The following is a 22,775-nucleotide window of genomic DNA, read 5'->3' as shown; positions in this document are numbered from 1 at the left end:
CATGAAACGACTGCTCACCTCCCTGGCAATGGCCGCGCTGGTGGCGGTCCCGCTCGCCGGCTGCGACAAGCCGGCAGCCAAGCCCAGCTTCGACAACACCGACGTCACCGGCCTCGGCTACGCGCGCGACTTCGCCCTCAACGACTTCAACGGCAAGCCGCGCACCCTGGCGGACTACAAGGGCAAGGTGGTGCTGGTGTTCTTCGGCTACACCCAGTGCCCGGACGTGTGCCCGACCACGATGGCCGAAATGGCCAACGTGATGAAGCAGCTCGGCCCGCAGGCCGACAAGGTGCAGGTGCTGTTCATCACCCTCGACCCGGAACGCGACAAGCCGGACTTGCTCAAGAGCTACGTGCCGGCCTTCGACCCGCGCTTCGTCGGCCTGTACGGCACGCCCGAGCAGACCGCGGCGGTGGCCAAGGAATTCAAGGTCTTCTACACCCGCGTCCAGGGCAGCTCGCCCGACAACTACTCGATCGACCACACCGCCGGCACCTACGTGTTCGACCGCGATGGCAAGCTGCGCCTGTTTGTCCGCCATGGCCAGGGCCCGGCGCCGCTGGTGCACGACATCAAGCAGCTGCTGACCTGACCCCGCGGCGCGCGCATGGAGCCCCGTAACGGCAGCTGGACGCGCATCGCCACCATCGTCCTGCTGGCGATCGGCTGCCTGTGGGTGCTGCGGCCCTTCCTCGCCGCATCGCTGTTCGCGACCGCGGTGGTGATCTCCTCATGGCCGATGTACCTGGTCCTGCTGCGCAAGTTCGGCGGCCGCTGCACGCTGGCCGCACTCACCATGACCCTCACGCTGACGCTGCTGGTCATCATCCCGCTGGCGCTGGTCGCCTACAACCTGGCCGACAACGTCGGTGTCGCCTACGAACAGATCACCGCCGCGTTGAAGCAGGGCGAGCTGCTGCCGCCGGCCTGGGTGCGCGAGGTGCCGCTGGCCGGTCCGTGGCTGGACGACTACCTGCGCGAGCTGGTCGCCAGCCGCGACAACATGATGGACTTCGCCCAGCGCATGATCGAGCCGGCGCGCCACTACCTGCTCACCGGCGGCCTGATGCTCGGCACCGGCGTGATCCAGATGAGCCTTGCGGCCTTCGTCAGCTTCTTCCTGTACCGCGACGGCCACACGCTGGTGCGGGTGGTCTCGGTCGCGATGCACAAGCTGGTGGGGCAGGGGGCCGCCAACGTCATCGAGATCGTCAGCCTGACCGTGCGCGGCGTGATGTACGGCCTGCTCGGCACCGCGCTGGCGCAGGCGCTGGTGGCCGCCATCGGCTTCACGATTGCCGGCGTGCCCGCGGTGCCGCTGCTGTCGGTGCTGGTGTTCGTCGCCTCGCTGGCGCCGATCGGGCCGCCGGTGGTGTGGATCGGCGCGGCGCTATGGCTGTTTTCGCAGCACCAGGTGGGCTGGGGCATTTTCATGCTGGTGTGGGGCGCGCTCCTGATCAGCAGCGTGGACAATGTGGTGCGCCCAATGCTCATCAGCCGCGGCAGCAGCCTGCCTTTCATCCTGGTGCTGCTGGGGGTGCTGGGCGGCGTGATCGCATTTGGCTTCGTCGGCATGTTCATCGGGCCGACCCTGCTGGCGGTTGGCTACTCGCTGCTCAACGAGTGGACCGGCACGCCCGACATGATCGTGGTGCAGGCCGAGCACCACACCGATCGCAACGACTGAGGCGCCGCGCAAGGGCGTCGGAATGAAGACATGAGCACATCGCTTCCCGCCGCCTGCGACCGCGGCCTTGCCGAATCCACCGCTCCACGCCCGCAAGCGCCGCAGCATGCGCGCATGGTGCTGGCGACCTGCATCCTCGCGTCCAGCCTCGCGTTTGTCGATGGATCGGTGGTCAACGTCGCCTTGCCCGCCATCGGCCAAAGCCTGGGCGCGGGCGGCACCGGCTTGTCGTCGATCGTCAATGGCTACCTGCTGCCGCTGTCCGCGCTGCTGCTGCTCGGCGGCGCGGCGGGCGACCGCTATGGCAGGCGCCGCGTGCTGATGCTGGGCGTGTCGGTGTTCGCGATCGCGTCGCTGCTGTGCGCGCTGGCGCCCGACCTGAATTCGCTGGCCGCCGCGCGCGTGCTGCAAGGCGCCGGCGCCGCGCTGCTGATGCCGAACAGCCTGGCGATCCTCGGTGCCACCTTCGGCGGCGAGGAGCGCGGCCGCGCGATCGGCATCTGGGCCGCCGTCGGCGCGGCGGCCGGCGCCATCGGGCCCCTGTTGGGCGGCTGGCTGGTCGACGTCGTCGGCTGGCGCGCCATCTTCTACATCAACCTGCCAATCGCCGCGGCCACGCTGCTGCTGGCCGTGCGTTGCCTCGGCGATGACGCCAACCGGAACCAGCCGCCGCTGGACATCGCCGGCGCCGCGCTGGCGACGGCCGGACTGGCGGGCGTCACCTGGAGCGTGGCCAGTGTCACCGGCGGTGGCGGGGCAGGGTGGAGCGCGGCCCTGATGGCTGCCGGCGGCGTCGCCTGCCTCGGCTGGCTGGTCGTGGTCGAACGCCATCGCGGCGAACGCGCGATGCTGCCGCTGGCACTGCTCGGTGCGCGCAGCTTCCTCGGCCTGAACCTGCTCACGCTGTTCCTGTACGGCGCGCTGGGCGCACTCCTGGTCATGCTGCCTTTCGTGCTGATCGAAGCGAGCCGCTACACGGCCGTGCAGGCGGGGGCCGCAATGCTGCCGATGCCGATCGTGATCGCGGCGGGTTCTCCCTTGATGGGCAGGCTGGCCGCGAAGGTCGGCGCGCGCTGGCCGCTGACCGTTGGCCCCTTGATCGTCGCAGCCGGCTTCGCGCTGCTGCTGCGGATCGGCGCGGACGGCAGCTACTGGCGCACCACGCTGCCCGCCGTGCTGCTCATCGCGCTGGGCATGGCCATCGCGGTCGCGCCCTTGACCACTGCGGTGCTGTCGTCGGTGGATACCGCGCACACCGGTCTCGCGTCCGGGTTCAACAGTGCGGTCGCAAGACTCGGCGGCCTGGTGGGCACGGCGCTGCTTGGCGCGCTGCTTTCGGGTGGATCGGGCCTGGTGCATCAGTTTCATTTGGCGTCGATGGTGTGCGCGCTGGCCGCGCTGCTGGCGGGCGGCTTTGGTTTCGTGTTCGTGCGCGACGATGCCCGTCCTTAGTCGCACAATCTAGATTCATTAACCACACCGAAAGAGGTGACGTCATGAATAGCCTTAGATGTGTTCTAGCGGGAAATACGGTAATCGTCGCAGCGGCGCTGTTCGTTGCGGCGCCGGTGCAGGCAAGCGATAAATGGCCGGGTACGTCCGTCAATAAGCCCGCGCCCCAAGTGCCCGGTATTCCGCAAGAATTGGCAAAGAACCTGGCGAACTTCGATGACCTGGATTTCCACGTCTACACCGGACAACAATGGGAGAACCTTCACCGGAGCCATGCGAAGGATATCGTCGTGCATTACCCCGACGGGCACACCACCAAAGGCCTCCCGGACCACATCAAGGAATTGAAATTCATGTGGACCTTCGCGCCCGACAACAGGATTACCGAGCATCCGGTGCGGTTTGGTACGCCGGATGGCGAATGGACTGCCGTTATGGGCTATCTCGACGGTACGTTCAGCAAACCGATGGATATGGGGAACGGAAAAATTATCCAGCCAACGGGCAAGAAATACCATCTTCCAATGGCGACCTTGGGGCATTGGAATAAGCAGGGGACGATGAGTGAGGAATATCTTTTCTGGGATAACGCGACACTCATGCAGCAGATCGGTGCGAAGCAATAGGTCTGCGCAGGGAGTTGTAGGCTGGGGTGGCGGGATTGCATTTTTATACATGAGCGGCCAGAATGTTCGGACTGTCCATTCCGATGCGATCCCCCATGAACGAGACGCCGTCCAATCCCGCACACCTGAGCAAGCATCGCCTTGAAGCACTCATCGACGGCATCTTCGCGGTCGTCATGACGCTGCTCGTGATCGACCTGCGCCTGCCCGAACGCGCGCGCGACCTCGACGAAGCCGGCGTGCGCCGCGCGCTGGTCGATTTGCTGCCCAACTTCGAATCGTGGGTGATCAGCTTCCTCGTGCTGGCCATCTTCTGGGTCGCCAACCACCGGCTGTATTCGCATGTGCGCCAAATCGACAGCAAGCTGATTCGCTTCACCATGCTGATGCTGGCCGGCGCCAGCCTCCTGCCCTTCGCGGCGGCCGTCAACGCGCAATCATCGACGCAAATCGGCCAGATCGTTTATGGCGCGGTGCTGGTGACGATGGGTCTTGCGCTGCTGCTGATGTGGCGGCACATCTACCGCAACCCGGAACTGTGCGTGCATCCCGTCGATGCGCACACCTGGCATGCGGCCTGTGTGCGCGCCAGCGGCATGATGCTGATTTCGCTCCTCACCATTCCGCTGGCCTATGCCCTGCCGGGCAAGGCCAACATCGCGTTCGGGCTGATGTTCCTCGTGCGTCCCGTCGCGGAGCACATTGCGACGCGCATGCAGAAACCGGCGCCGCTGCTGATTGACGAAGAGCCGGAAGCGCCAAGCCAGCCGGCTTAAAGCTTAACTCTGCAAACAAGGATGCTATCTTGAGCAGTCTGAGAATATCGAATGACATTTCAATGATGGATATCCCGCTTATCCATCAGTTCCTTGCTAACGAGTCGTATTGGGCACGAGGACTCAAGCTGGAGACGCTCACCAAATCACTTTCAAACTCGCTGTGCTTTGCAGGGTTTGTTGGTGACAAGCAGGTCGCTTTTGGCCGCGCTATTACCGACCTCGCGAGCATGGGCTACCTGAAAGATATCTTCGTCTTGCCCAGCTATCGGGGGCGTGGCTACGGCAAGGAGTTGGTCGAGGCGATGCTGGCGAAACTGGATCATGAAGAAGTCCCCGCGCTGATGCTCGCAACGCAGGATGCGCATTCGCTCTACAGGCAGTTCGGATTTGAACCTGTCGAAGGCTCCGTCAAATTGATGCGCCGGGTGCGCAAGCAGACGGGAACGGCAAAATGAACCTGTTTGATCGCAGGCGCTTTCTTCAATTGGCCGGATTGGCGGGATCCGCTTCCATTGCCGGCACCGGCATCGCCCAAACGGCGTCGGAAAACATCCGGCACGAAGTGCTCGGGCCAAATGCGAACGTCGCGCCACCCAAGCACACCATTCGCTTTGCCGTCATTGGACTGGATCACGGTCACATCATGAGCATGACGGCTGCCGTCCTGCGCGGCGGCGGGCAGCTTGTTTCCGTCCTGTCGACGAACCGGGAGGGGCTGAAGGAGAAGCAGCTTGCCGAGTTCCGCGCGCGCTTCGGCGACATACCTGAAGCGCCTGGCGAAGATGCGATCCTGCAGGACCGTTCCATCCAGCTTGTGATTGCGGCACCTGTTCCCGACGAGCGTGCCTCGCTGGGCATTCGCGTGATGAAAGCCGAGAAGGATTTTCTGAGCGATAAACCGGCCATTACCAGCCTTGCCCAGCTTGCCGCCGTGCGCAAGACCATCCGCGAGACCAAGCGCAAGTTCGCGGTCATGTATTCCGAACGGCTGGAAGTGCCGGCAGCCGTGAAAGCCGGGGAGCTCGTGCAAGCCGGCGCCATCGGCAAGGTCATCCAAACGGTGAATCTGGCGCCGCATCGCCTGAGGGCATCATCGCGGCCGGGCTGGTTTTTCGATAAAAAGCGCTACGGCGGCATCCTGACCGACATCGGTTCGCACCAGGCCGACCAGTTCCTGTTTTATACCGGCTCGACCAAGGCAACGGTGGTCGCTTCCCAGACCGGAAACCTCGCCCATCCGGCATACCCGGATTTCGAAGACTTCGGCGACATGATGCTGACCGGGAATGGCGGCACCGGCTATGTGCGGGTGGACTGGTTCACGCCCGATGGCTTGGCGACCTGGGGTGACGGCCGCCTGTTCATCCTCGGCACCGAAGGCTATATCGAGCTGCGCAAATATATCGATCCGGTCGGGCGGCCCGGCGCCAACCATTTGCTGATCGTCGATCGAAAGGAAGCGCTTCACCTGGATTGCAGCAAGCTTGACCTGCCATTCGGGCGCGAGTTCGTCGCGGATATCGTCAACCGGACCGAGACGGCGCAAAATCAGGAACAGGCCTTGCTGGCGGCCGAGTTGGTGCTGAAGGCGCAAAAGAATGCGACGCGGCCGATAGTGGTCTGATTCTTCAGATGGACATGTCCAAACCAAGCTTCCTGACAAGGACCAGGGTGAAGAGCCCCAGGCCCAGGAGCGCTAGCACGAAGATTGCGGCCGCCGTGCCGGCCCCGCGCAGCACCGCGCGCTTCTCGTTCGTCGTCTTCCCTTTGTCGTAATGCCACTTGATGGCGAAGAACATGCCGACGCCGAGCACGAGAGCCTTGAACGTAACGAAGAGTAAAGGGATCCAGTCCATCAATTTGTATTTCCGGGCTATTGCTATTTGAGGAGCACTACTTCAGCAGCTTCATACTACTCAAACGCAATATCCATACATCGGGACAAAATGTCTCAGTTGAAGACCATACAAGACGAAAATTGCCAGTGAAAGGGCACCGCGCCCTTCAATACACCTGCTCCACCTTCAGCCCCTTTGCGCGCAACAAAGCCGGCACGCTGTCCTTGCCTATCAAATGCATGAGCCCGACTGCCGCCATCGTATTTTTTTCACGTTTTAACAAACCGTCGAGTTTGTCGGCCATCGGCCCGTTGCGTGCAGTCAGTAAGCGGCGCTGCAGGATCTGCGACGACAGCCGCTGGTCTGTTTCATATTTGAGCGCCAGGGCGTCGAGCGTCGCATGATCGGCCCTGGCCCAGCCGTTGGTGACGGACTGCACATCTTCTTGCGCTTCGCCCGAATCCAGCGATGCAAGGGCCTCATCCAGTATCGTCCACTGGTCGGCAACGGGCAGGCGGTCGAACAAGTCGATCTGGCTCTTGACCGTCTCCAGGGCGATGACCTTGATGTTCTGGCTGTGTGCCAGCTTGGCCAGGTGCGCGTCGACGCCCAGGTCGGGTCGATAACCGAGCTTGGCGTATTCGATCAGCTCCAGCGTCATGACCAGCATCCACGGCTTGAGCTTGGTGGACAGCGTCGCCGGCGCGCCCAGCGCTTCCAAATGGCTCCTCAGGCGGGGGCCGAGCGCAGGGGGCATGGCGGCGACAATGGCGGGCGTGGTCAGCGCGGCTTGCTGTAACGCCGCGGCCATCTTCGTATTCTGCACAGTCGGATCGATTTCCAAGGCCAGCGTGGTGGATGCTGCCAGAGCGCGGGTGACTGAATCGTCGAGCGGGAAAAATTCGGGCAGCCCCATGTGGATGGTGCCGAACAGGTACATCGTATGGCCGTGACCGCTAACCTTGAACAGTGCACCGCGCTCAACCGCTGAAGCCGGGCCGGCTAAGAGGATGAACGCAGCAAGAACAAAAATAATCAGCCGACGAGCCATCAGCGTTTCCTCGAATCGGAGTTAACTGTGCGAATTCTATCGTTTCAATTTCCCTGCGGCTATCCAATTTCCAATGCGATCTGGATAGAGCTGAAAGGTTGCCAGAGCAGGGCGTCGGCAAGTTTAGCGGCGATATTTCCTAGTTGGATCAATAAAGGCGTAGACTTAACTATTCGAAGGTCTGTTGTCGGCCAGAAGCGGACGGTCAAAGAATTCGCAAATTTTGGTGTAGTCAGGAAATCAACATGTCCCGTTGTGACCCTTTTGATGTGATTTCGTCTGCAGTAGATCTGGATGATCCGGCGCAACACGCCAATGCTCAACGCTTCATGGTGAACGCGCTGGGTCGGGTCATTGAATGCCTACCCGTCACCGCTCGATCTGCCGTTTTGACCGCCAAACAATACCTCGAAGGTGTGGCGACGGCCGGCGAGGTATTGGCTGTGCGCGTGGAACTTTGGAACGAAATCCAAGGACGCGATCAGTCGGATGATCCTGATGTATTGCAAATCAGGACCACGATTTGCGCGTTGCACGGCATGGAAACCGAAGCTCCTTTCGATAAGTTGTATTACTTTCTCATGTTCTGGGAACGGAGCGGCCTAAGAATGGTCGAGCTCGCAGGAGCGATATTCGATTCCTATGGCGTTATCTGTAAACCTGGCTGAGCGGTCCGGCGAATGGCATCGAATTGCGGGTTGGCTTGAGGTCCGCTTCGGGTCGGTGCTGCCGTACACTAGAGGACAGCAACCGGCCAGAAGCGGCAACGCTCGTACATCGTTGGGATATCGGATGACCTTTAACTCTCTGCCGCTTCATGATGCCGTACTGGCAGCCATCTACATCAGCTGGGAGGAGGCACGATGTGATTTGTGGTTACGTCCTGTCGACTTACCACCTCATCTGCTCGTGTTTGAGGGGTTCATGAACATAGAGCTTCCGCGACGTGAAAGTTGGGGACCATCTTCGTCGGTCAATTCATTAGCGCAGCCGCATGAAGGGCTGTTTGAAATTGAACTCCAATCTGGCGACACAATCCGGATTGATGCCGCTCGTTGGGCGTTCCGGCCAGAAGAAACATGAGCAAGTTCGACAGTTGCCGTCTTGGTTCGCTTCGGGCGCGAGCTTCTGTTCGCGACAGGCGGGAGTCGGCGAGGAGTAGACGCCTAGTCGTGCTACTCAACAAGTGAAAACGGAGCTTCAACATGAACGAACGTCCTGTACCGAAAGCAGCTTTGCAAGACCCGAACTCCGTGGAAATGCTGAGGGTATGGGTAGCTGCAGGCCAGCTGCATTGCTCGCTAAAAGTTGGGATGTACCGTGATGGGATGGGCATTGATGAGGAAGTCGCATGGGGAACCATCCTCGCAGATGCAGCGCGCCACATTGCAAAGGCACTGCAGAGTGGCGGCAACATAAATGAGACCGAGACCCTTGCTAAACTCGTGGCGAAGTTTAATGAGGAAGTGGCTGTACCCGCGTCTGAAATAGAAGGCGGATTCGTCTGATTCGCTCCGTCCGCTTTGGGTCGTTAGCGGACGCTACACTAGGTCTGCAATCGGCCAGAAGCTGTCATTCGGAGGCCCGGATCAATCACGTTCGATGTACCTTACGTGCGCTCCAGCTAGATGTCGGGCCATGTGAATTGCTGCAGCATGGCAAGGACCGTAGGAAGTTCGTTTGCGAGTTCAGGCGCGCTCTAACATGGCGCTCAAGGCGGACTGGCCAAAAGCGCCTTAGTTCTTGTTTAATCTCGCGGCGGCCAGCCGCTTAGCCCAAGGTGAGGCGCCATGAACGCACCATCATTACTTGCTTCTGGCTGGGACGACTTTGTCACCAATTGGCGTGGGACGGCAGAGTTTCTCTATTTCCTAGCTCAAGTCCTCGTTTTGGCTGGCATCGGACTAGCGTATGCAACGTATAGAACTGCCAAGGCATCGGCGCGCCAGCGCAACACCTTGGACAAGATTTCCACCTATAGGAACCCGCGTATCGAGCAGTCGCTCCACCGAGCGATAGCGGTTGTCCGTAGTGGGGCGTTGACCGCTGACGAGCCATTAAACAAACTCCGCCCTTCCGATCAGCGGGCGATTGTGTTCCTTCTAAACGAATGGGACGAGCTTGCCCTCTATGTCAAGTACGGTGTTATGGACGAGGACTTACTCTATGATAACTATGCTCCGCTCGCAATCGAAATGTGGTCCGGGCTACGCCCTGTCATGAAGGAGCAGCAGGCGCTGGATGGCCGAAGCTGGATCGCTTTCGATTGGCTTGCCGTTCGCTGGAAAATCCGCGCAGATAGCCTAAAGGCCGGGAAGAGAAATGAGTTGCTTCGCGAAGTTCAGGCCAAGCTCAATAGGCTTGTCTGATTCTCTAATCGCGCTACAAGAATGGCGCCTTACCCTTCCTTCAAGCGGACTTGCCTTCGGCAGGTCTGTGACCCAACGGCAATTTACCAAGATGATGCTGTGGCTGGTTCTAGGCAGTGCATTCGCCGATAGTCGCCGTAAGCTGAACGGCCGAGATAGGCCAGGAGCAGACATACAGCGGTTGAACTTGGAATCCTGAAGAATGTCGATTGGGTTGAGGTTGGTGCGACTACCCTCGGTGGAACCCTTGCTGGAGCCGTCCCGGCCTTGGGGATAGGAGGACTTGCAGCGCTCAGATTGGGCGATGCGGAGGCGACTGTTCAGGGCTTGGGCGGGTTTGTTGCAAGTTATTTGAGTGGAGCGATCACTGGAGCACTGCACTGCACTGCACTGCACAGCACAGCACAGCACAGCAAAGAAAAGTGTGGATGCTGTATCAACTAGGAGATCTTCGAAAGGTCTAGGTATGAGCTTCCTGAAAATGTTCATCGCATACGTCATTTTAATACTGCTTGACTACCTTATATCCCAATGGATTGGCCGACAAATGAGTTTGGGCGAGGTCTTGGCGGTGGCGTTCGCTGCGATAGGTGTGTGGATTTCAGTACGCAGTCGAGATCGTCGTAAGGAACCCAAATAGACCGACAGAAAACTGAGCAAGGTCAAACAGGGTGGCCCAACATCTGTAGAAATTCTTAAATTTCCAAATATCTAAACGTCTGGAATGGGTCGATAGCGGGCGTCCGGTAGCGCCCGCCGCAGATATATTGCAAGGGTTGTTATGAAAAGAATTATCGGCACATTTATATTGATTACTTTTGTTGGACTTGCAGCACACGTAATCCTTGCCTACCTACGTGGGACACCAACAAACTACCACTGGCTTGATACTCTTGTTTTTTCCGCCACATATGCAGTCGCCTGGAGTTTGCTCTCAAAATACAGGCGGAAATAGGTGAACGTCCGGATTGGGTCGACAGCCGCACCTCGTGTAGGCTGCAGTCGGCCAGAAGGGCATATCCTGATCACCGCATTTAACTTGCGATACAGGCGAAGCCCCTTCCAATCGAGGTCACGCTGCGCAAGGTTCAGTGCCTTGAGCTGGGCATCGATGGCGATATGAAAATTAGAGGGCATCGTTTCGCGAAAGATGGCCAGCGCGCTTTGCTCAATCGGAGATAGTAGAACTCCTCCTCGACGTAGTCGCTGCCACCACGAGCCAAACTGAATTTGCATGTGCATGTACAGGATGTTGAGCGGTGAGGTGTCGCGCGGGGACTTGTTACCGCTGCCAGTCAGAGCTGGCGAGGCAAAGCTTCTCTCCCTCTCAGTAAATGTCCCTGGCCGCGCAAGGCCAATTCAGTTCGCATTTTGGGCAGTTGACCGAGTCTTGTTCGGGTTTGATACGGATGTGTCGCTGGAGCCTTATAAGAGCGAAACGCGACTTGTTACCGAAGCGGTAAAACATGCTTGGCAGTCTAACTCCCTGCCTAAATCTGATCTATAGCTATGATGGCTCGGTAACAGATCCTGCGAAAGTGCGCTATCGGCTATGAGCGGACATAACCCGTGGGACTTTGACGGGTTGGCTTGGATCGATCTTCGTTTAAAAAATCTACGTATGGCGAAAATAATTACTGTTGTTTTGCTGTCGACCACTTGCCTGTTTGGTTGCTGTAGGAATGCTGATCTACAAGTATGGGTTGCCAGAAAAAACATTCCGGTGTACAGCGATCATGTTGGCGATAGCAAGATAGTGTCATTTACGCTGCGAGTTGGAGATAGTTGTGTTCCCGGGCGAGTGCAAACCGAAAAAGTATTTCGGTACACAGAGGTGCTTTGTCCAAATAGGGGTTATGGCTGGGTGGTCGATAACGATTTCAGAGTTATCGAGCGAGGCTATGTTCATCCCGATCTTCAATGACGACCTGACCATTATAAGGAATGGACGTCCGCAATAGGTCGATAGCGAACCTTCCGTCCAGTGCCGGAGCACGACGATGGCGTCGGGCGGTTTTTTATCATGGGAGGGTACTTGAATGATCCGAATGGCGTGCTGTAGTTGTGGGCAGCTGTCCGCCCGTGTTATTGGCGAACCGGTTCGCGTCTCTGTCTGTCACTGCCTGGCTTGCCAGCGTCGTACCGGCGGTCCTTTCGCGCAGCAGGCAAGGTTCCGGCGCGAGAACGTGACCGTCACCGGTGAATCGAATGAATTCGTCCGCGTGGGTGATGACGGGCCGGGCGCCAGGTTCCATTTTTGCGGGACATGCGGTTCCACCGTTTACTATGAAATCTTGGCACTAAGTGAATACCTCGCCATCCCCGTGGGCGCGTTTGCCGATCCAGACTTTTTTCCACCGACCGTATCAGTGTACGAGTCAAGGATGCACAAGTGGGTGGTGCCTCCCCCTGACGCTGAACACATCCCCTGAGACGATCAGCGACCCTGCGGGGTCAGGTCGTCCAATGAATCAAGTGCCCAACCACCCCTAACATAGCCAGCGCTCTTCCACAAACTCAAGGCCGCCCGCCCAGCTTCTCGCGCCATTTCACTGCCCGGCCACGTCCGGCGCCAAAAAAGCGCTTAAGGAAATTGTCCGCGCTGACCGCCGGCGACAACAGGAAGCCCTGGATCTCCTGGCAGCCCTCGCCGCGCAGGAACTCCATTTGCGGTTCCGACTCGACCCCTTCGGCGATCACCTCCAGGTTCAGGTTGGACGCCATCGCCAGGATCGCCCGCACGATGGCGCAGTCGTCGCTATTGCTGGGAATGTCGCGCACAAAGCTCTGGTCGACCTTGAGGCGATCCACCGGCATCTGCTTGAGGTAGGACAGCGATGAATAACCCGTACCGAAGTCATCCACCGCGAGCTCGACACCCATCGCCTTGATCTCGTGGAGCTTGTCGAGCGCCTCGACGATATCGGAAATCAGTGCGCCCTCGGTAATTTCCAGCTCCAGGCAGTGCGGCGGCAGGCCCGAATGCGCCAGCTCGTCACGGACGCGCTCCACGAAATCGGCCTGGCGCAACTGCGTGACCGACACGTTGACCGCGATCCGAACGCGAAAACCCACCCGGTGCCAGGCAGCGGCCTGGCAGCATGCCGTGCGCAGCACCCAGTTACCCAGCGCGACGATGAGACCGCTGTCCTCTGCCACGCGAATGAACTCCTGCGTGGGGATCAGGCCGACGCCCGGGCGGTCCCACCGCAGCAGGGCTTCCGCGCCGATGATGCTGTCCGTTTGCAGCGAGTACTGTGGCTGGTAGACCAGGCGGAACTCTTCCTTGTCGAGGGCCTGCCGCAGGGCCGTTTCCATGTCCAGGCGGTGTTCGACCAGGCGCGCCATCGAGCTGTTGAAGAACTGCCAGTTGTTGCGGCCGGCGGCCTTGGTGCGGTAAAGGGCCGTGTCGGCGTTGCGCACCAGGGCCTGGTAGTCCGCGCCGTCCTGCGGGTACAAGGCAATGCCCATGCTGACAGTCACATACAGCTCGCGCGCGTCGGCCGGAATTCGTCGCTGGAAGGCGGCATTGATCCGTTCGGCCAGCTGCTCCACCTTCAGCGCGACGCGGTCCACATCCTCGATCAGGATCGCGAACTCGTCCCCGCCCATCCGGGCCAGGGTGTCGGTCGGCCCGAGGCATTCATGCAGGCGCTCGGCGATACCGACCAGCATCTCGTCGCCGGCCTCGTGGCCGAGGCTGTCGTTCAGGGTGTTGAAATTGTCGACGTCGATCAGCGCGATCGCGACAATCGTCTTGTTTCGTTCAGCCAATGCAAGCGCGTGTCCGACGCTTTCGACAAAAGCGTGCCGGTTGGGCAGCGTGGTGAGCGCATCGACGTGGATGGCCTGAAACAATTGGGCCTCCGACCGTTTCTGGCGCGTGATATCCACCGTGATGCCGCGCACGTGCAGTTGTCCCATGCTGTCGGCAACCATGACGTTGCTGCGAAGCCAAAGCTCCCTGCCGTCCGGCGCTTGCAAGCGGTGCTCGATCGGTTTGAACAGCCCACGGCTGCCGACCACCAGCACCGGCTCGACGCGTTTCCCGTCCGCTCCGCAGCACAGCTTGTTGTTCCAGAAGTGCGGATCGCCCATCCATTCCTGTGCGTCGTATCCGGAAATCGCTTTCGCATTGCCGCTGACATAAGTGAAGCGGAAATCGGGCAGCAGCGCTTCCCAGACGATGCCGTCGATTCCGTCCACCAATTCCTGGAAGCGGCGGCGGGCTGAATCCAGCTCTTCGTTGCGGCGCGCCAGGCCGGCCTGCGTCTCTTCCAGTTCGCCCAGGCGTATCCACAGCACGCTCAACAATCCCAGCAACAAGAGCGACGACACGGCGGCCACCGTCGCAGTCTCCCCGCTGCGCTTGAGCCACGGTTCCAGCACCTGGTTGCTGGTAATGGTCGCCACCGCGACGACCTGGGACTCCGGGACTGTGGCATAGCCGATGATGCGGTCGCGGTGGTCGACCACGCTGTCTTCGTTGCGGAAGGCGCCGCTGTTTGCGCGGGTTAGCCGCGCCAGTACCGGGCTATTCGCCAGGTTGAGTTGAAGCGCGTCCGGCGTCATTGGCGTCGCCATGATGACCCAGCCGTCGCGCCGCATCAGCGTCAGCCGGCTGCCCTCGCCCAGGTTCAGGCTGCGGTAGATGCGGTCGAAATACGACATGTCGACCGCGATCTCGACAATCATCTTTAACGATCCGTCGGGGTTATCGATGCGGCGGGCGAGCGGGATGCCCCATTTGCCGTTGGAGCGGGCCTTGATCGGCCGCGCGATGTGCGTGCCGGAGCCGTGATGGGTAGTCAGGTAGCTGTAATACTCGCGGTCACGGTTATCGAACGGGGCGATGGGATAGACCGACCCGCTGCCGCGGCTGATTCCATCGGGCGCGATGACACCGATGGCCGCCACCTGCGGGGCGTCCTTCATCGCGTCGGCCAGGATATTGTGGAGTGCCAACTGGTCGTTGGGGACGGGCTCCAGGCGGAGCCTTTCGATCTCGGTGATCGCGGCCCGCAAGCGTATGTCCGCCTCGCCGAAGGTACGCATAGCATGTTCGCTGAGCGTAGTAGCGATATTGCGCATGTCCGACTCGGCCTGCTCGATGGTCGAGCGGTAATCGCGCATGATGGCAAGGCCTGCAACCACAGCGTAAAGCGCTGGTAAGGCAATCACGAGGGCCAGCAAGCTGCGGCGCACCTTGCGGAAGGATTGCAAGGCCATTTTTTCCTTCGCAGGATTCCCCTGATGCTATCTTACACCTTGCTCTCACTGATGCTGCCGGGACGTCTGGCGAAGCGGGCTGTTCAAGGCAAAAAGCGGACCTGTTCAACCTACGACTGTGATGGAGGAGACGCGCATGGGGAAATTGACCTTACTGCTGGCATGCGCCAGCGCTTTCGTGGGCACGCATTTCATCCTGTCGCATCCATTGCGGCGTCCATTGGTCAGCGCGATGAGTGAGAAGGGTTTCCTGGCCCTGTACGCCGCCGTCGCCTTTGCTACCCTCGGCGCCACGGTCTGGACCTACCGGGCGGCTCCGCCGACGGCACCGTTGTGGAACGTCGGCGATGGAATGTGGGGAGTCGCCAGTATCCTGATGCTGCTTGCCTCCGTCATGATGGTCGGATCGCTGATCCGCAACCCGGCCATGCCCGGCGCCGGCAATGCAGGTAGGGCGGAAGCCCGGGGCGTCTACGGCATGACCCGGCATCCGATGATGTGGGCGTTCGCCATCTGGGGCGTGGTGCATATCCTGGTCTACCCGGTGGCGAAAAACATCGTCGTGGCGGTCGCCATCATCGTGCTGTCCCTGGTTGGCGCGGCGCTTCAGGATCGCAAGAAGGCGGAGCTCGATCCACAGGGCTGGACGGCTTGGGAGGGCCGCACCAGCTACTGGCCCTTCGCGGCCATCGCGCAAGGCCGCACTCGCTTCGGCGGTTTCAGCGTGCTGGTGCTCGGCGGCGGCGTCGTGCTCTGGCTGCTGGCCACGTGGGCGCACATTCCGCTGACCGGCGCGCCAGCAGGCATCTGGCGTTGGCTGCTATAGAGCCAGGGTTTCGCTCGCCGCGAGAAGCTGGCTGCGGCGTGTGGCCAGCTCCTGTTCGAGCTTCGCGTCGCGCCCATAGACGTCTGCTGCAAAGCGCGGACTTCCCTTGCTGTCGACAATGGCGGTGGCGTAGAAAATCACGACGGGAATCGCGTGGACCAGGTCGACGTGCCGTGTCGGTCCGGGCTGCATCGCGCCCCGGATGGTCTCGGCGTTCCACGACGCCTTCTGGCCAAGCACGTACTGCGCCAACACCTCGGGATGTTCGACCCGGATGCAGCCGTGCGACAGGTCGCGGCGGCTGCGCTTGAACAGCTCGCGCGCCGGGGTCGAGTGCAGGTAGATGTCCATCGGATTGGGCATCGCGAACTTGATCGCGCCCAGTGAATTCTTTGGCCCCGGCCGCTGGCGCACGCGCGCGCGGCCTGCCTGCAGGTCGGCCGCGCTCGCACCCGGCGGCACGGTCTCCATCTCGTTCCGGGCAAGGTAATCGTGGTTGCGCGCGAGCTTGGGCAGGATCTCCTTTTCGAGAATGCTCCGTGGGACGTTCCAGTAGGGGTTGAACTCCAGGTAGCGCATCTGGCCAACGAACAGCGGGGTTTCGGTCTTGAGCGCAGTGCCGATCACGACCCGCATCTCCAGTGGCGCCTCGGCGCTGCCTTTATTCAGCGCCCACAGGCGGTAGGCCGGCAGGTCGACCACGATCAGCGGACCGGGACCGAAATCCGGCAGCCAGCGCAGGCGTTCAAGCGTCAGTTCGAGCTGGCGTACCCGCCGCGCGGGCGGCACGTTGAGGGCGTCGATGGTGCCGCGGCCCAGCAGGCCGTCCTCGTCCAACCCGTGCCGCGCCTGGAAATGCCGCACGCCTTCCTGCATCCGCTCGCTGTAGATTCCATCGACCGGGGGAGGCGCATCGGCGGGCAGGTCACCCAGCAGCACCAGGCGCTTGAACAGCGCGTCCGCGGCCGGGTAAGCGCCGCCGGCTGCGACCTTGGTGCGCGGCTTCGGAAGCGGAGGGTAGGGCTGCTTCGACAGCGCGCGATAATGCGCCAGCGCCGCTTTCACCTGTCCGTACTGTTCGAACTGCGGCTCGGCCGCCTGCACCGCGGCTTGCAGCTTGCCGGCGGCGAGCCCGGTGCGCAGGCGCTCGACCGGGTCGTACTGCTTCAGGCGCGCATCGGGCAGGCGCGTGTGATATTCGGAACGCACGCGACCGACGCGCAGGTCGGCCATGTAGTGCAGCATCGCCGAGGTCAGCGCGACGTCGAAACCGGCGGAATCGGCTTCGCCCAAACTGAGCTGGGCCTGGAGCGCGTCGGCGCCGTAGTCGCGTGGGTCCAGGCCCTGCAGTGTGGCGTGGCGCAGCACCCACAAGGCCGCCGCGGCAGTCGACGGGGTCCAGGCCGGCGCATAGTTTCGCGGGGAGTAAAACCGAACGAGCCAGCCGCGTTCGTCGTACGGACCCGACGGCATCACGGACGACCGCGAGGCCTGGACGGCCAGCGCATGAATGGTGGCCGGGACTGGCTGCGCGAGCGTGGAACAGGGAACAAGCGCCACAGCTGCGCAGAGCGCGAGCGCGGCACCGATTTTCAGGCTGAGCTTCATTGATGCTTTCGAACTTCGGCAACCGTACATTACCGATGCGCATCATACCTGCCGGATTTGGCGATGCCCAGCAACAGTGTGCAAGTCGGGCATGCGATTGTTTCCTCCGCGCATGTATGTTAGCGTTGCCGCAATCTTGCGACCTCCGCTCTTCGAAAGGACATCACGCATGCTGAAGCGACATCTGTTCAAACTCGTTTTGCTGGCCGTGCCGGCGATCGCCCAGGCGACACCGCAAAACGACCCATGGCACGCCAAGGCGCGTGCGCTGCTGGAGCATGCCGTCAACGTACCGACGGTAGCGGGGCGCGGGCGCGTTCCCGAACTGGCCGCTTACCTCGCGGACCAATACCGCGCGGCCGGCATTCCCGATGCCGACATCAAGGTCATCCCCTACGAAAAGACGGCGGCCCTGATCGTTCGCTGGCGTGCGCCGGGCACGCCGGCCGCCAAGCCGATCATGGTGATGGCGCACATGGATGTGGTGGAAGCGCGGCGCGAAGACTGGTCCGAGACGGATCCCTTCGCGTTCACGGAGAAGGGCGGCTATTACTATGGCCGCGGAACGTCCGACATCAAGCAGGGCATTGCCGCGACCACCGCCGCGGTTCTCAAGCTGAAGGCGTCCGGCTTCCAGCCAAAGCGCGACATCATCGTGTTCTACACCGGTGACGAGGAGACCACCGGGATCGGCGCGGAGCTTGGCGCGACGAAGTGGCACGACCTGCTCGACGTCGAATACGGCTTGAACGCGGACGGCGGTGGCGGCGGATTCGCGCCAGACGGCCGCGCGCTTGGCTTCACCTTGCAGTCGGCCGAAAAGACCATTGCCGACTACACCCTCACCACGCGCAATCGCGGCGGCCACTCGTCCAAGCCGCGGGCGGACAACGCGATCTATCAGCTGGCCAATGCGCTGCAGCGCCTGCAAACCCACCGCTTCCAGCCGGTGATGAACGAAACCACGCGCGCCTACTTCGCGGGCCGCGAGAAAACCGAGTCGGGCGCGCTGGGCAAGGCGATGCGCGCCTGGCTGCGCAACCCTGCCGACGATGGCGCCGCCGATGCCATCGAGTTCGATGAGGGCGAAGTGGGCATGACCCGCACCACGTGCGTGGCCACGCTGCTGTCGGGCGGCCATGCGGACAATGCCCTGCCGCAGACCGCGACCGCCAACGTCAATTGCCGCATCATGCCCGGCGTGTCACCCGATGCCGTGAAAGCGGAACTGGAAAAGATCGTCGCCGACAGGGGCGTCGTCGTCACGCGCGCGGACAAGAATGCCGCGTCGCTGGCCTCGCCGCTGCGGGCGGATATCGTCGATGCGTTCACCGGCGCGGTCCGCCTGCATCATCCGAAATCGCCGGTGTTCCCGGAGATGAGCACGGGCGCCAGCGATGCGCGTCCGTTCCGCGTGATCGGCATTCCGGTGTATGGCGTCGATGGCTCGTGGGGCATTGTCCCAACCGACATGCGCGCGCATGGGCGCGACGAGCGCCTGCCGGTCAAGGCGCTCGACGACGACGTCGATCATTGGGTGTACCTGTTGGACCGCCTGGCTGGGTAAGTGGAGTGTCGCCCAGAGCTTCGCAGGCCGTTAAAATGCGGGTTTGAACGCTTAAACCCAGAGAACCCGCATGGAAACCATCGACCGCCGTTACCTCGTCCAGCAAAACAAAATCGCTGAAGAAGGCAAGAAGCCGCCCGTATTTGCCAAGGTCATGCGTGGCAAAGACGGGAAGTTCGAAGGCGTTTCTTTCATTCGCAACAAGGAAAAGGCGACCGTCATGACAGTCGCCGAAGCCGAGGAGGCTATCGCCTGGGCCGCGAAAAGGAAGGGCAACGCGCAGGAGTATGCGACCAAGATCATTTGCGTCGGCCAATAATTGCGGCGTGGCATGGCGATAGTGATCAATCCGGACGAGGTCGAGTTCAGTGCAATCCGGGCGCAAGGCCCGGGCGGCCAGAACGTCAACAAGGTCTCGTGTGCGGTGCACGTGCGTTTCGATATCGCCGCGTCCTCGTTGCCGGAACAGGTCAAGGCGCGGCTGCTGAGCATGCGCGACGCGCGCATCACGGCGGAAGGTGTGGTGGTGCTCAAGGCGCAGCAGTCGCGCAGCCTGGAGCAGAACAAGCTGGACGCGTTGCGGCGCCTTCAAACTCTCATCGACAAGGCAGCCGAGGTACCGCGCGTGCGCAAGCCGACCAAGCCGACGCGTGGTTCGCAACTGCGCCGGCTCGATGCGAAGACCCGAAGCAGTCACACCAAGGCGCTGCGTGGCAAGGTCAACGAATGATCCAGAACACCAGTACCGATCCAATAACCTCATCTACATTTGAAATGCACATCTGGGTCGACGCCGATGCTTGTCCCGCCGTGATCAAGGACATCCTGTTTCGGGTTGCGGAACGTCTGCAGATCGAGGTCATATTGGTTGCCAACCAATTGATCCGCGTGCCGGGCTCGCGCTTCATCCGCGCGCTCCAGGTCCCCGCAGGCGCGGATGCCGCCGACACCGCAATCGTTGAGCGCGTCAGCGCTGGCGACATCGTCGTGACCGGGGACATTCCCTTGGCGGCGCTAGTGCTGGACAAAGGCGGTTTGCCGCTCAATCCTCGCGGCGAGTGGTATTCGAAGGACACGATTGCCCAGCAATTGACGATGCGCGCGTTTATGGATGAGCTGCGCGCGAATGGCGTCGATACCGGTGGCCCGTCCACGTTTTGCCACGCCGACCGTCGGAATTTCGCCAATGCGCTTGATCGGGAACTCGCAAGGATCAGGAATCGTTAAGCGGCCGCACGAGGGGACTTGATGCCTGCCTTCAACCCTACTTGAGCTCGCTTTGAGAAAGATCAAAGTTCGGAAGCGTCCGGTTGGAGAAGCACGCTTGCGCTAGCCTAGGATTGGGAATTTACATGACCGGGCGAAGGAGTTGCGATGAGTCACTTCGACAAGCGCCGAGAATTGCTCAAGGGAACCTTGGCAGCGGCAACCATCCAGTGCATCCCCAATCTCGCTTTTGCGCAGCCGTCTCCGCGCATCCGGCAGGAATGGCAACAGTTCAAGAAGACGAGCCAATATCAATCGTTTTTGAATGCGATCGCGACAATGCGCTCAGTCACGAATCCGAACGACCAAGGTTCGCTCCAGTACTGGGCAAATGTTCACCAGAGTTTTTGCCCCCACGGTATCGCTTATTTCATTTCCTGGCACCGCGGCTATTTGTATTATTTCGAGCAGCAACTGCGCCTGTCATCCGGCGATCCCACATTGAATCTGCCGTACTGGGATTACTATTCGTATGCCACCTTGCCGACGGAATTTACCGATCCTTCGCCAAGCAATCCGCTCTACCGGCAGCGTATCGGCACCAATGTGTATAACGCTTTGTCGCTATTGCCCTTTGCCGCCGGGGTCTACAACTTCCAGCGCGGAACGACGAACGCTTTCGAGCCCAAGCTTGAAGCCGCGCCGCATAATCCAGTCCATGACCTCATCGGTGGAATCATGGGCACGATGCAGTCGCCGCTCGACCCCATCTTCTTTTTGCATCACGCAAACATCGATCGGCTCACCCATGCGTGGGCGCTACCGGACGGTAAGGGAATCCCATATACCGCCTACCCGTATTCGCCCACCAACAGCAACCCTTATTGGGCCGGCAACAACGTCTATGCGTCGAACCTGTTTATCGAGCGTTATAAGACGGTCGACCCGACATGGCTGGGTTACGACTATGCCGTCGACAAGGTGCCAACCGTGCTGCCGCCGCTCACGGTCACCGCGCAAGCTGGTCCGGCGCGGCTCCCTGCATCGCCGCGGCTGCCTTCGAATGCGCGTCCGCCGTTCAGGAATTTTGCGAAAGCGCCGGGACGGCAAATTTCGGCAAGCCGGCGCTCGTTGGGCGGTGCGGCCATGGTCGCGTTTGACGAGAATTCTACTTCGGTCCAGTTCAACCTGAACCGCAGGGACGCCGCAGAGGTCATGGCGATGCTTGCTGCGCGGAAAGACGCCATCGACAGCGGCAACGGGCAGGTAGCCGGCAGCATCAGCCTCGTCTTCGACCACGCGATGGTGAGCGGGCTGGGGGCCCAGGGCGGCTATTTTTACGCCCTGTACCTGAACATGCCATCCCGCATCGATTCGGAAAACGCGCAGGAGCGCAGCTTTGTCGGGACCCTGGGGCCGTTCCGCGTCGCGGCTGCCTCGCACCATGGCCACGCGATGGTTGATTTCGACATTTCCGACCTGCTGTTGAAGCAAGGCCTGGCCGACTTGTCCGGCATTACCCTGTCCTGGGTGCGCGTCGACGGCGACAATCCACCCGCCGGGGAAACCATCAGCGCCGACGAAATGCGCATCGAACTATCGTATCAATCGCAATTCATTACACCGCAAGGGCCGATGGGGCAGCCGGGCTGGTATCGGTAAAGTTCCCTAGGCCACTTCTTCGCGGCAGGAGGCAAACTCGTCTCCTGCCGCTTTTCGTTCCGTCGAAGAACCTTACACTTTGGCACCCCGCCGCTTGCACTGATCGCCCAAGCAATTGATTTCATTGGCAAAACATTTCTAGGCACGAACTTTGCTGATGCTAAATTGCATCGTCATTCGGCGCGATCGGGGCCAACTGCTGGAGACCCACTGAAAATTTCGGCAGACCGGGGACACATCCTGTCCTCGATACGAACGGGAGGGGTATATGAAAACAAGTGTGATGGGACTGTTTGCTGCATTGCTTGCATCGCTTTCGCTGACTTGTGTGGCGGCAGACCGTGTGGTCATCAACGGGGGCGATGTCTATGCCAACTCGGATGTGACGTTTCCCAATAGTGTGGGCAATGCTTTTGTGGGAGGCGCGCCGATCTACGGGGGACAAGGATGGGGCGTCCTGAATATCTATTTGACCGAACCGGGCACCAACATCATCAGCGACCACTTGTTCAGTGTCGCGGGGACGGGCGCGTCCTGCGATGGCCAAGGCAACGGCGCCGATTGCATCTTCTTCAGTTCCGATTCCGCCGCTGATCCTTCCATCGGAACCCACTGCACCTTGGGCAGCGCCTTCTGCCTTGAAGAAACCGGCTTGTTGCAGGACGTGACCGCAATGGTCGGCCTGCAAAATGGCGGCCTGGGCATCTTTGGGGGCGGGTCGATCATGATCCAGTCCGATATCGCGGAGGTCCCGGCGCCCGGCACCTTCCTGCTGTTCGGCTTGGGACTGGCGGTTCTCGGTTTCTGTGCGCACAAGCGGGCCATAGCACCATCCCAGGGCATCCGGTTGGGGCTGACGGCATAAAGGTGTT

The 22,775-nt window shown here is 61.0% G+C and carries 24 protein-coding genes; 19 read left to right on the top strand and 5 right to left on the bottom strand.

The features are described from left to right. Position 1 precedes the first annotated feature (1 nt). The 7 genes from NX778_RS16185 to NX778_RS16155 all read left to right on the top strand — a co-directional run bounded on the left by NX778_RS16185 (position 2) and on the right by NX778_RS16155 (position 6,171). The gene (locus NX778_RS16185) at positions 2 to 595 is read left to right on the top strand and encodes an SCO family protein (RefSeq protein WP_258812796.1); all 594 of its coding nucleotides are present in this window, start codon (positions 2 to 4) and stop codon (positions 593 to 595) included. A gap of 15 nt (positions 596 to 610) precedes the next feature. After that, entirely contained in the window at positions 611 to 1,690 is a 1,080-nt protein-coding gene (locus NX778_RS16180) for an AI-2E family transporter (RefSeq protein ID WP_258812795.1), read from the top strand. Between the two features lie 30 nt (positions 1,691 to 1,720). After that, entirely contained in the window at positions 1,721 to 3,142 is a 1,422-nt protein-coding gene (locus NX778_RS16175; RefSeq protein WP_258812794.1) for an MFS transporter, read from the top strand. A 44-nt stretch (positions 3,143 to 3,186) separates the two neighbouring features. Further along, positions 3,187 to 3,768 carry an ester cyclase gene (locus tag NX778_RS16170; RefSeq protein ID WP_258812793.1) on the top strand — a complete coding sequence of 194 codons (582 nt, stop codon included), beginning with the start codon at positions 3,187 to 3,189 and terminating at the stop codon, positions 3,766 to 3,768. Between the two features lie 95 nt (positions 3,769 to 3,863). Continuing rightward, positions 3,864 to 4,544 (top strand): TMEM175 family protein, encoded by a 681-nt coding sequence (locus tag NX778_RS16165; protein ID WP_258812792.1) that lies wholly within the window; start codon positions 3,864 to 3,866, stop codon positions 4,542 to 4,544. A gap of 29 nt (positions 4,545 to 4,573) precedes the next feature. After that, the gene (locus tag NX778_RS16160; protein ID WP_258812791.1) at positions 4,574 to 5,002 is read left to right on the top strand and encodes a GNAT family N-acetyltransferase; all 429 of its coding nucleotides are present in this window, start codon (positions 4,574 to 4,576) and stop codon (positions 5,000 to 5,002) included. Continuing rightward, positions 4,999 to 6,171: a Gfo/Idh/MocA family protein gene (locus tag NX778_RS16155; protein WP_258812790.1), complete on the top strand. Its 1,173-nt coding sequence runs from the start codon at positions 4,999 to 5,001 to the stop codon at positions 6,169 to 6,171. The genes NX778_RS16160 and NX778_RS16155 overlap by 4 nt, the downstream gene beginning before the upstream one ends. Before the next feature lie 4 nt (positions 6,172 to 6,175). Here the strand turns inward: NX778_RS16155 and NX778_RS16150 are convergent, their stop codons facing one another. Both NX778_RS16150 and NX778_RS16145 read right to left on the bottom strand, forming a co-directional pair. Continuing rightward, the gene (locus NX778_RS16150; protein WP_258812789.1) at positions 6,176 to 6,403 is read right to left on the bottom strand and encodes a hypothetical protein; all 228 of its coding nucleotides are present in this window, start codon (positions 6,401 to 6,403) and stop codon (positions 6,176 to 6,178) included. Positions 6,404 to 6,551: 148 nt separating this feature from the next. Beyond that, positions 6,552 to 7,436 carry a TraB/GumN family protein gene (locus NX778_RS16145; protein ID WP_258812788.1) on the bottom strand — a complete coding sequence of 295 codons (885 nt, stop codon included), beginning with the start codon at positions 7,434 to 7,436 and terminating at the stop codon, positions 6,552 to 6,554. A gap of 245 nt (positions 7,437 to 7,681) precedes the next feature. Here NX778_RS16145 and NX778_RS16140 point away from each other — a divergent pair, with 245 nt between their 5' ends. The 4 genes from NX778_RS16140 to NX778_RS16125 all read left to right on the top strand — a co-directional run bounded on the left by NX778_RS16140 (position 7,682) and on the right by NX778_RS16125 (position 9,805). Next, on the top strand, positions 7,682 to 8,104 hold the full coding sequence (locus NX778_RS16140; RefSeq protein ID WP_258812787.1) for a hypothetical protein: 423 nt from the start codon (positions 7,682 to 7,684) through the stop codon (positions 8,102 to 8,104). Between the two features lie 124 nt (positions 8,105 to 8,228). After that, the gene (locus NX778_RS16135; protein ID WP_258812786.1) at positions 8,229 to 8,519 is read left to right on the top strand and encodes a hypothetical protein; all 291 of its coding nucleotides are present in this window, start codon (positions 8,229 to 8,231) and stop codon (positions 8,517 to 8,519) included. A gap of 122 nt (positions 8,520 to 8,641) precedes the next feature. After that, the gene (locus NX778_RS16130) at positions 8,642 to 8,944 is read left to right on the top strand and encodes a DUF5076 domain-containing protein (RefSeq protein ID WP_258812785.1); all 303 of its coding nucleotides are present in this window, start codon (positions 8,642 to 8,644) and stop codon (positions 8,942 to 8,944) included. Between the two features lie 282 nt (positions 8,945 to 9,226). Continuing rightward, positions 9,227 to 9,805: a DUF4760 domain-containing protein gene (locus NX778_RS16125; RefSeq protein WP_258812784.1), complete on the top strand. Its 579-nt coding sequence runs from the start codon at positions 9,227 to 9,229 to the stop codon at positions 9,803 to 9,805. A gap of 873 nt (positions 9,806 to 10,678) precedes the next feature. Here the strand turns inward: NX778_RS16125 and NX778_RS16120 are convergent. After that, complete coding sequence (locus tag NX778_RS16120) at positions 10,679 to 11,047, bottom strand: hypothetical protein (RefSeq protein WP_258812783.1); 369 nt, start codon at positions 11,045 to 11,047, stop codon at positions 10,679 to 10,681. Between the two features lie 797 nt (positions 11,048 to 11,844). Between NX778_RS16120 and NX778_RS16115 the strand changes: the two genes are divergently transcribed. After that, a complete protein-coding gene (locus NX778_RS16115) occupies positions 11,845 to 12,237 on the top strand; it encodes a GFA family protein (RefSeq protein WP_307728080.1) in 393 nt (130 codons plus the stop codon). A gap of 85 nt (positions 12,238 to 12,322) precedes the next feature. Here the strand turns inward: NX778_RS16115 and NX778_RS16110 are convergent, their stop codons facing one another. Continuing rightward, a complete protein-coding gene (locus NX778_RS16110; RefSeq protein WP_258812782.1) occupies positions 12,323 to 15,034 on the bottom strand; it encodes a bifunctional diguanylate cyclase/phosphodiesterase in 2,712 nt (903 codons plus the stop codon). Positions 15,035 to 15,170: 136 nt separating this feature from the next. Here NX778_RS16110 and NX778_RS16105 point away from each other — a divergent pair, with 136 nt between their 5' ends. Next, positions 15,171 to 15,860, top strand: coding sequence for an NnrU family protein (locus NX778_RS16105; protein ID WP_258812781.1), 690 nt, complete (start codon positions 15,171 to 15,173; stop codon positions 15,858 to 15,860). On the opposite strand, the gene NX778_RS16100 is transcribed toward NX778_RS16105, so the two are convergent. Further along, positions 15,855 to 17,420 carry a L,D-transpeptidase family protein gene (locus tag NX778_RS16100; protein WP_258812780.1) on the bottom strand — a complete coding sequence of 522 codons (1,566 nt, stop codon included), beginning with the start codon at positions 17,418 to 17,420 and terminating at the stop codon, positions 15,855 to 15,857. The genes NX778_RS16105 and NX778_RS16100 overlap by 6 nt on opposite strands. Positions 17,421 to 17,637: 217 nt before the next feature. Here NX778_RS16100 and NX778_RS16095 point away from each other — a divergent pair, with 217 nt between their 5' ends. From NX778_RS16095 to NX778_RS16070, 6 genes are all read left to right on the top strand, one after another. Then, the gene (locus tag NX778_RS16095; RefSeq protein WP_258812779.1) at positions 17,638 to 19,035 is read left to right on the top strand and encodes a M20/M25/M40 family metallo-hydrolase; all 1,398 of its coding nucleotides are present in this window, start codon (positions 17,638 to 17,640) and stop codon (positions 19,033 to 19,035) included. Between the two features lie 70 nt (positions 19,036 to 19,105). Continuing rightward, complete coding sequence (locus NX778_RS16090; RefSeq protein ID WP_258812778.1) at positions 19,106 to 19,354, top strand: hypothetical protein; 249 nt, start codon at positions 19,106 to 19,108, stop codon at positions 19,352 to 19,354. A 12-nt stretch (positions 19,355 to 19,366) separates the two neighbouring features. Next, positions 19,367 to 19,765, top strand: coding sequence for an alternative ribosome rescue aminoacyl-tRNA hydrolase ArfB (gene arfB / locus NX778_RS16085; protein WP_258812777.1), 399 nt, complete (start codon positions 19,367 to 19,369; stop codon positions 19,763 to 19,765). Positions 19,766 to 19,809: 44 nt separating this feature from the next. After that, on the top strand, positions 19,810 to 20,262 hold the full coding sequence (locus tag NX778_RS16080) for a YaiI/YqxD family protein (RefSeq protein ID WP_258812905.1): 453 nt from the start codon (positions 19,810 to 19,812) through the stop codon (positions 20,260 to 20,262). Between the two features lie 147 nt (positions 20,263 to 20,409). Beyond that, positions 20,410 to 21,903, top strand: coding sequence for a tyrosinase family protein (locus NX778_RS16075; RefSeq protein WP_258812776.1), 1,494 nt, complete (start codon positions 20,410 to 20,412; stop codon positions 21,901 to 21,903). A gap of 268 nt (positions 21,904 to 22,171) precedes the next feature. Beyond that, positions 22,172 to 22,768, top strand: a complete 597-nt coding sequence (locus NX778_RS16070) for a PEP-CTERM sorting domain-containing protein (protein WP_258812775.1) — start codon at positions 22,172 to 22,174, stop codon at positions 22,766 to 22,768. Positions 22,769 to 22,775: the final 7 nt, after the last annotated feature.

This window comes from Massilia terrae (assembly GCF_024753145.1).
Lineage (GTDB): Bacteria > Pseudomonadota > Gammaproteobacteria > Burkholderiales > Burkholderiaceae_D > Telluria > Telluria terrae.
This window is presented reverse-complemented; position numbering and strand designations above follow the sequence as displayed.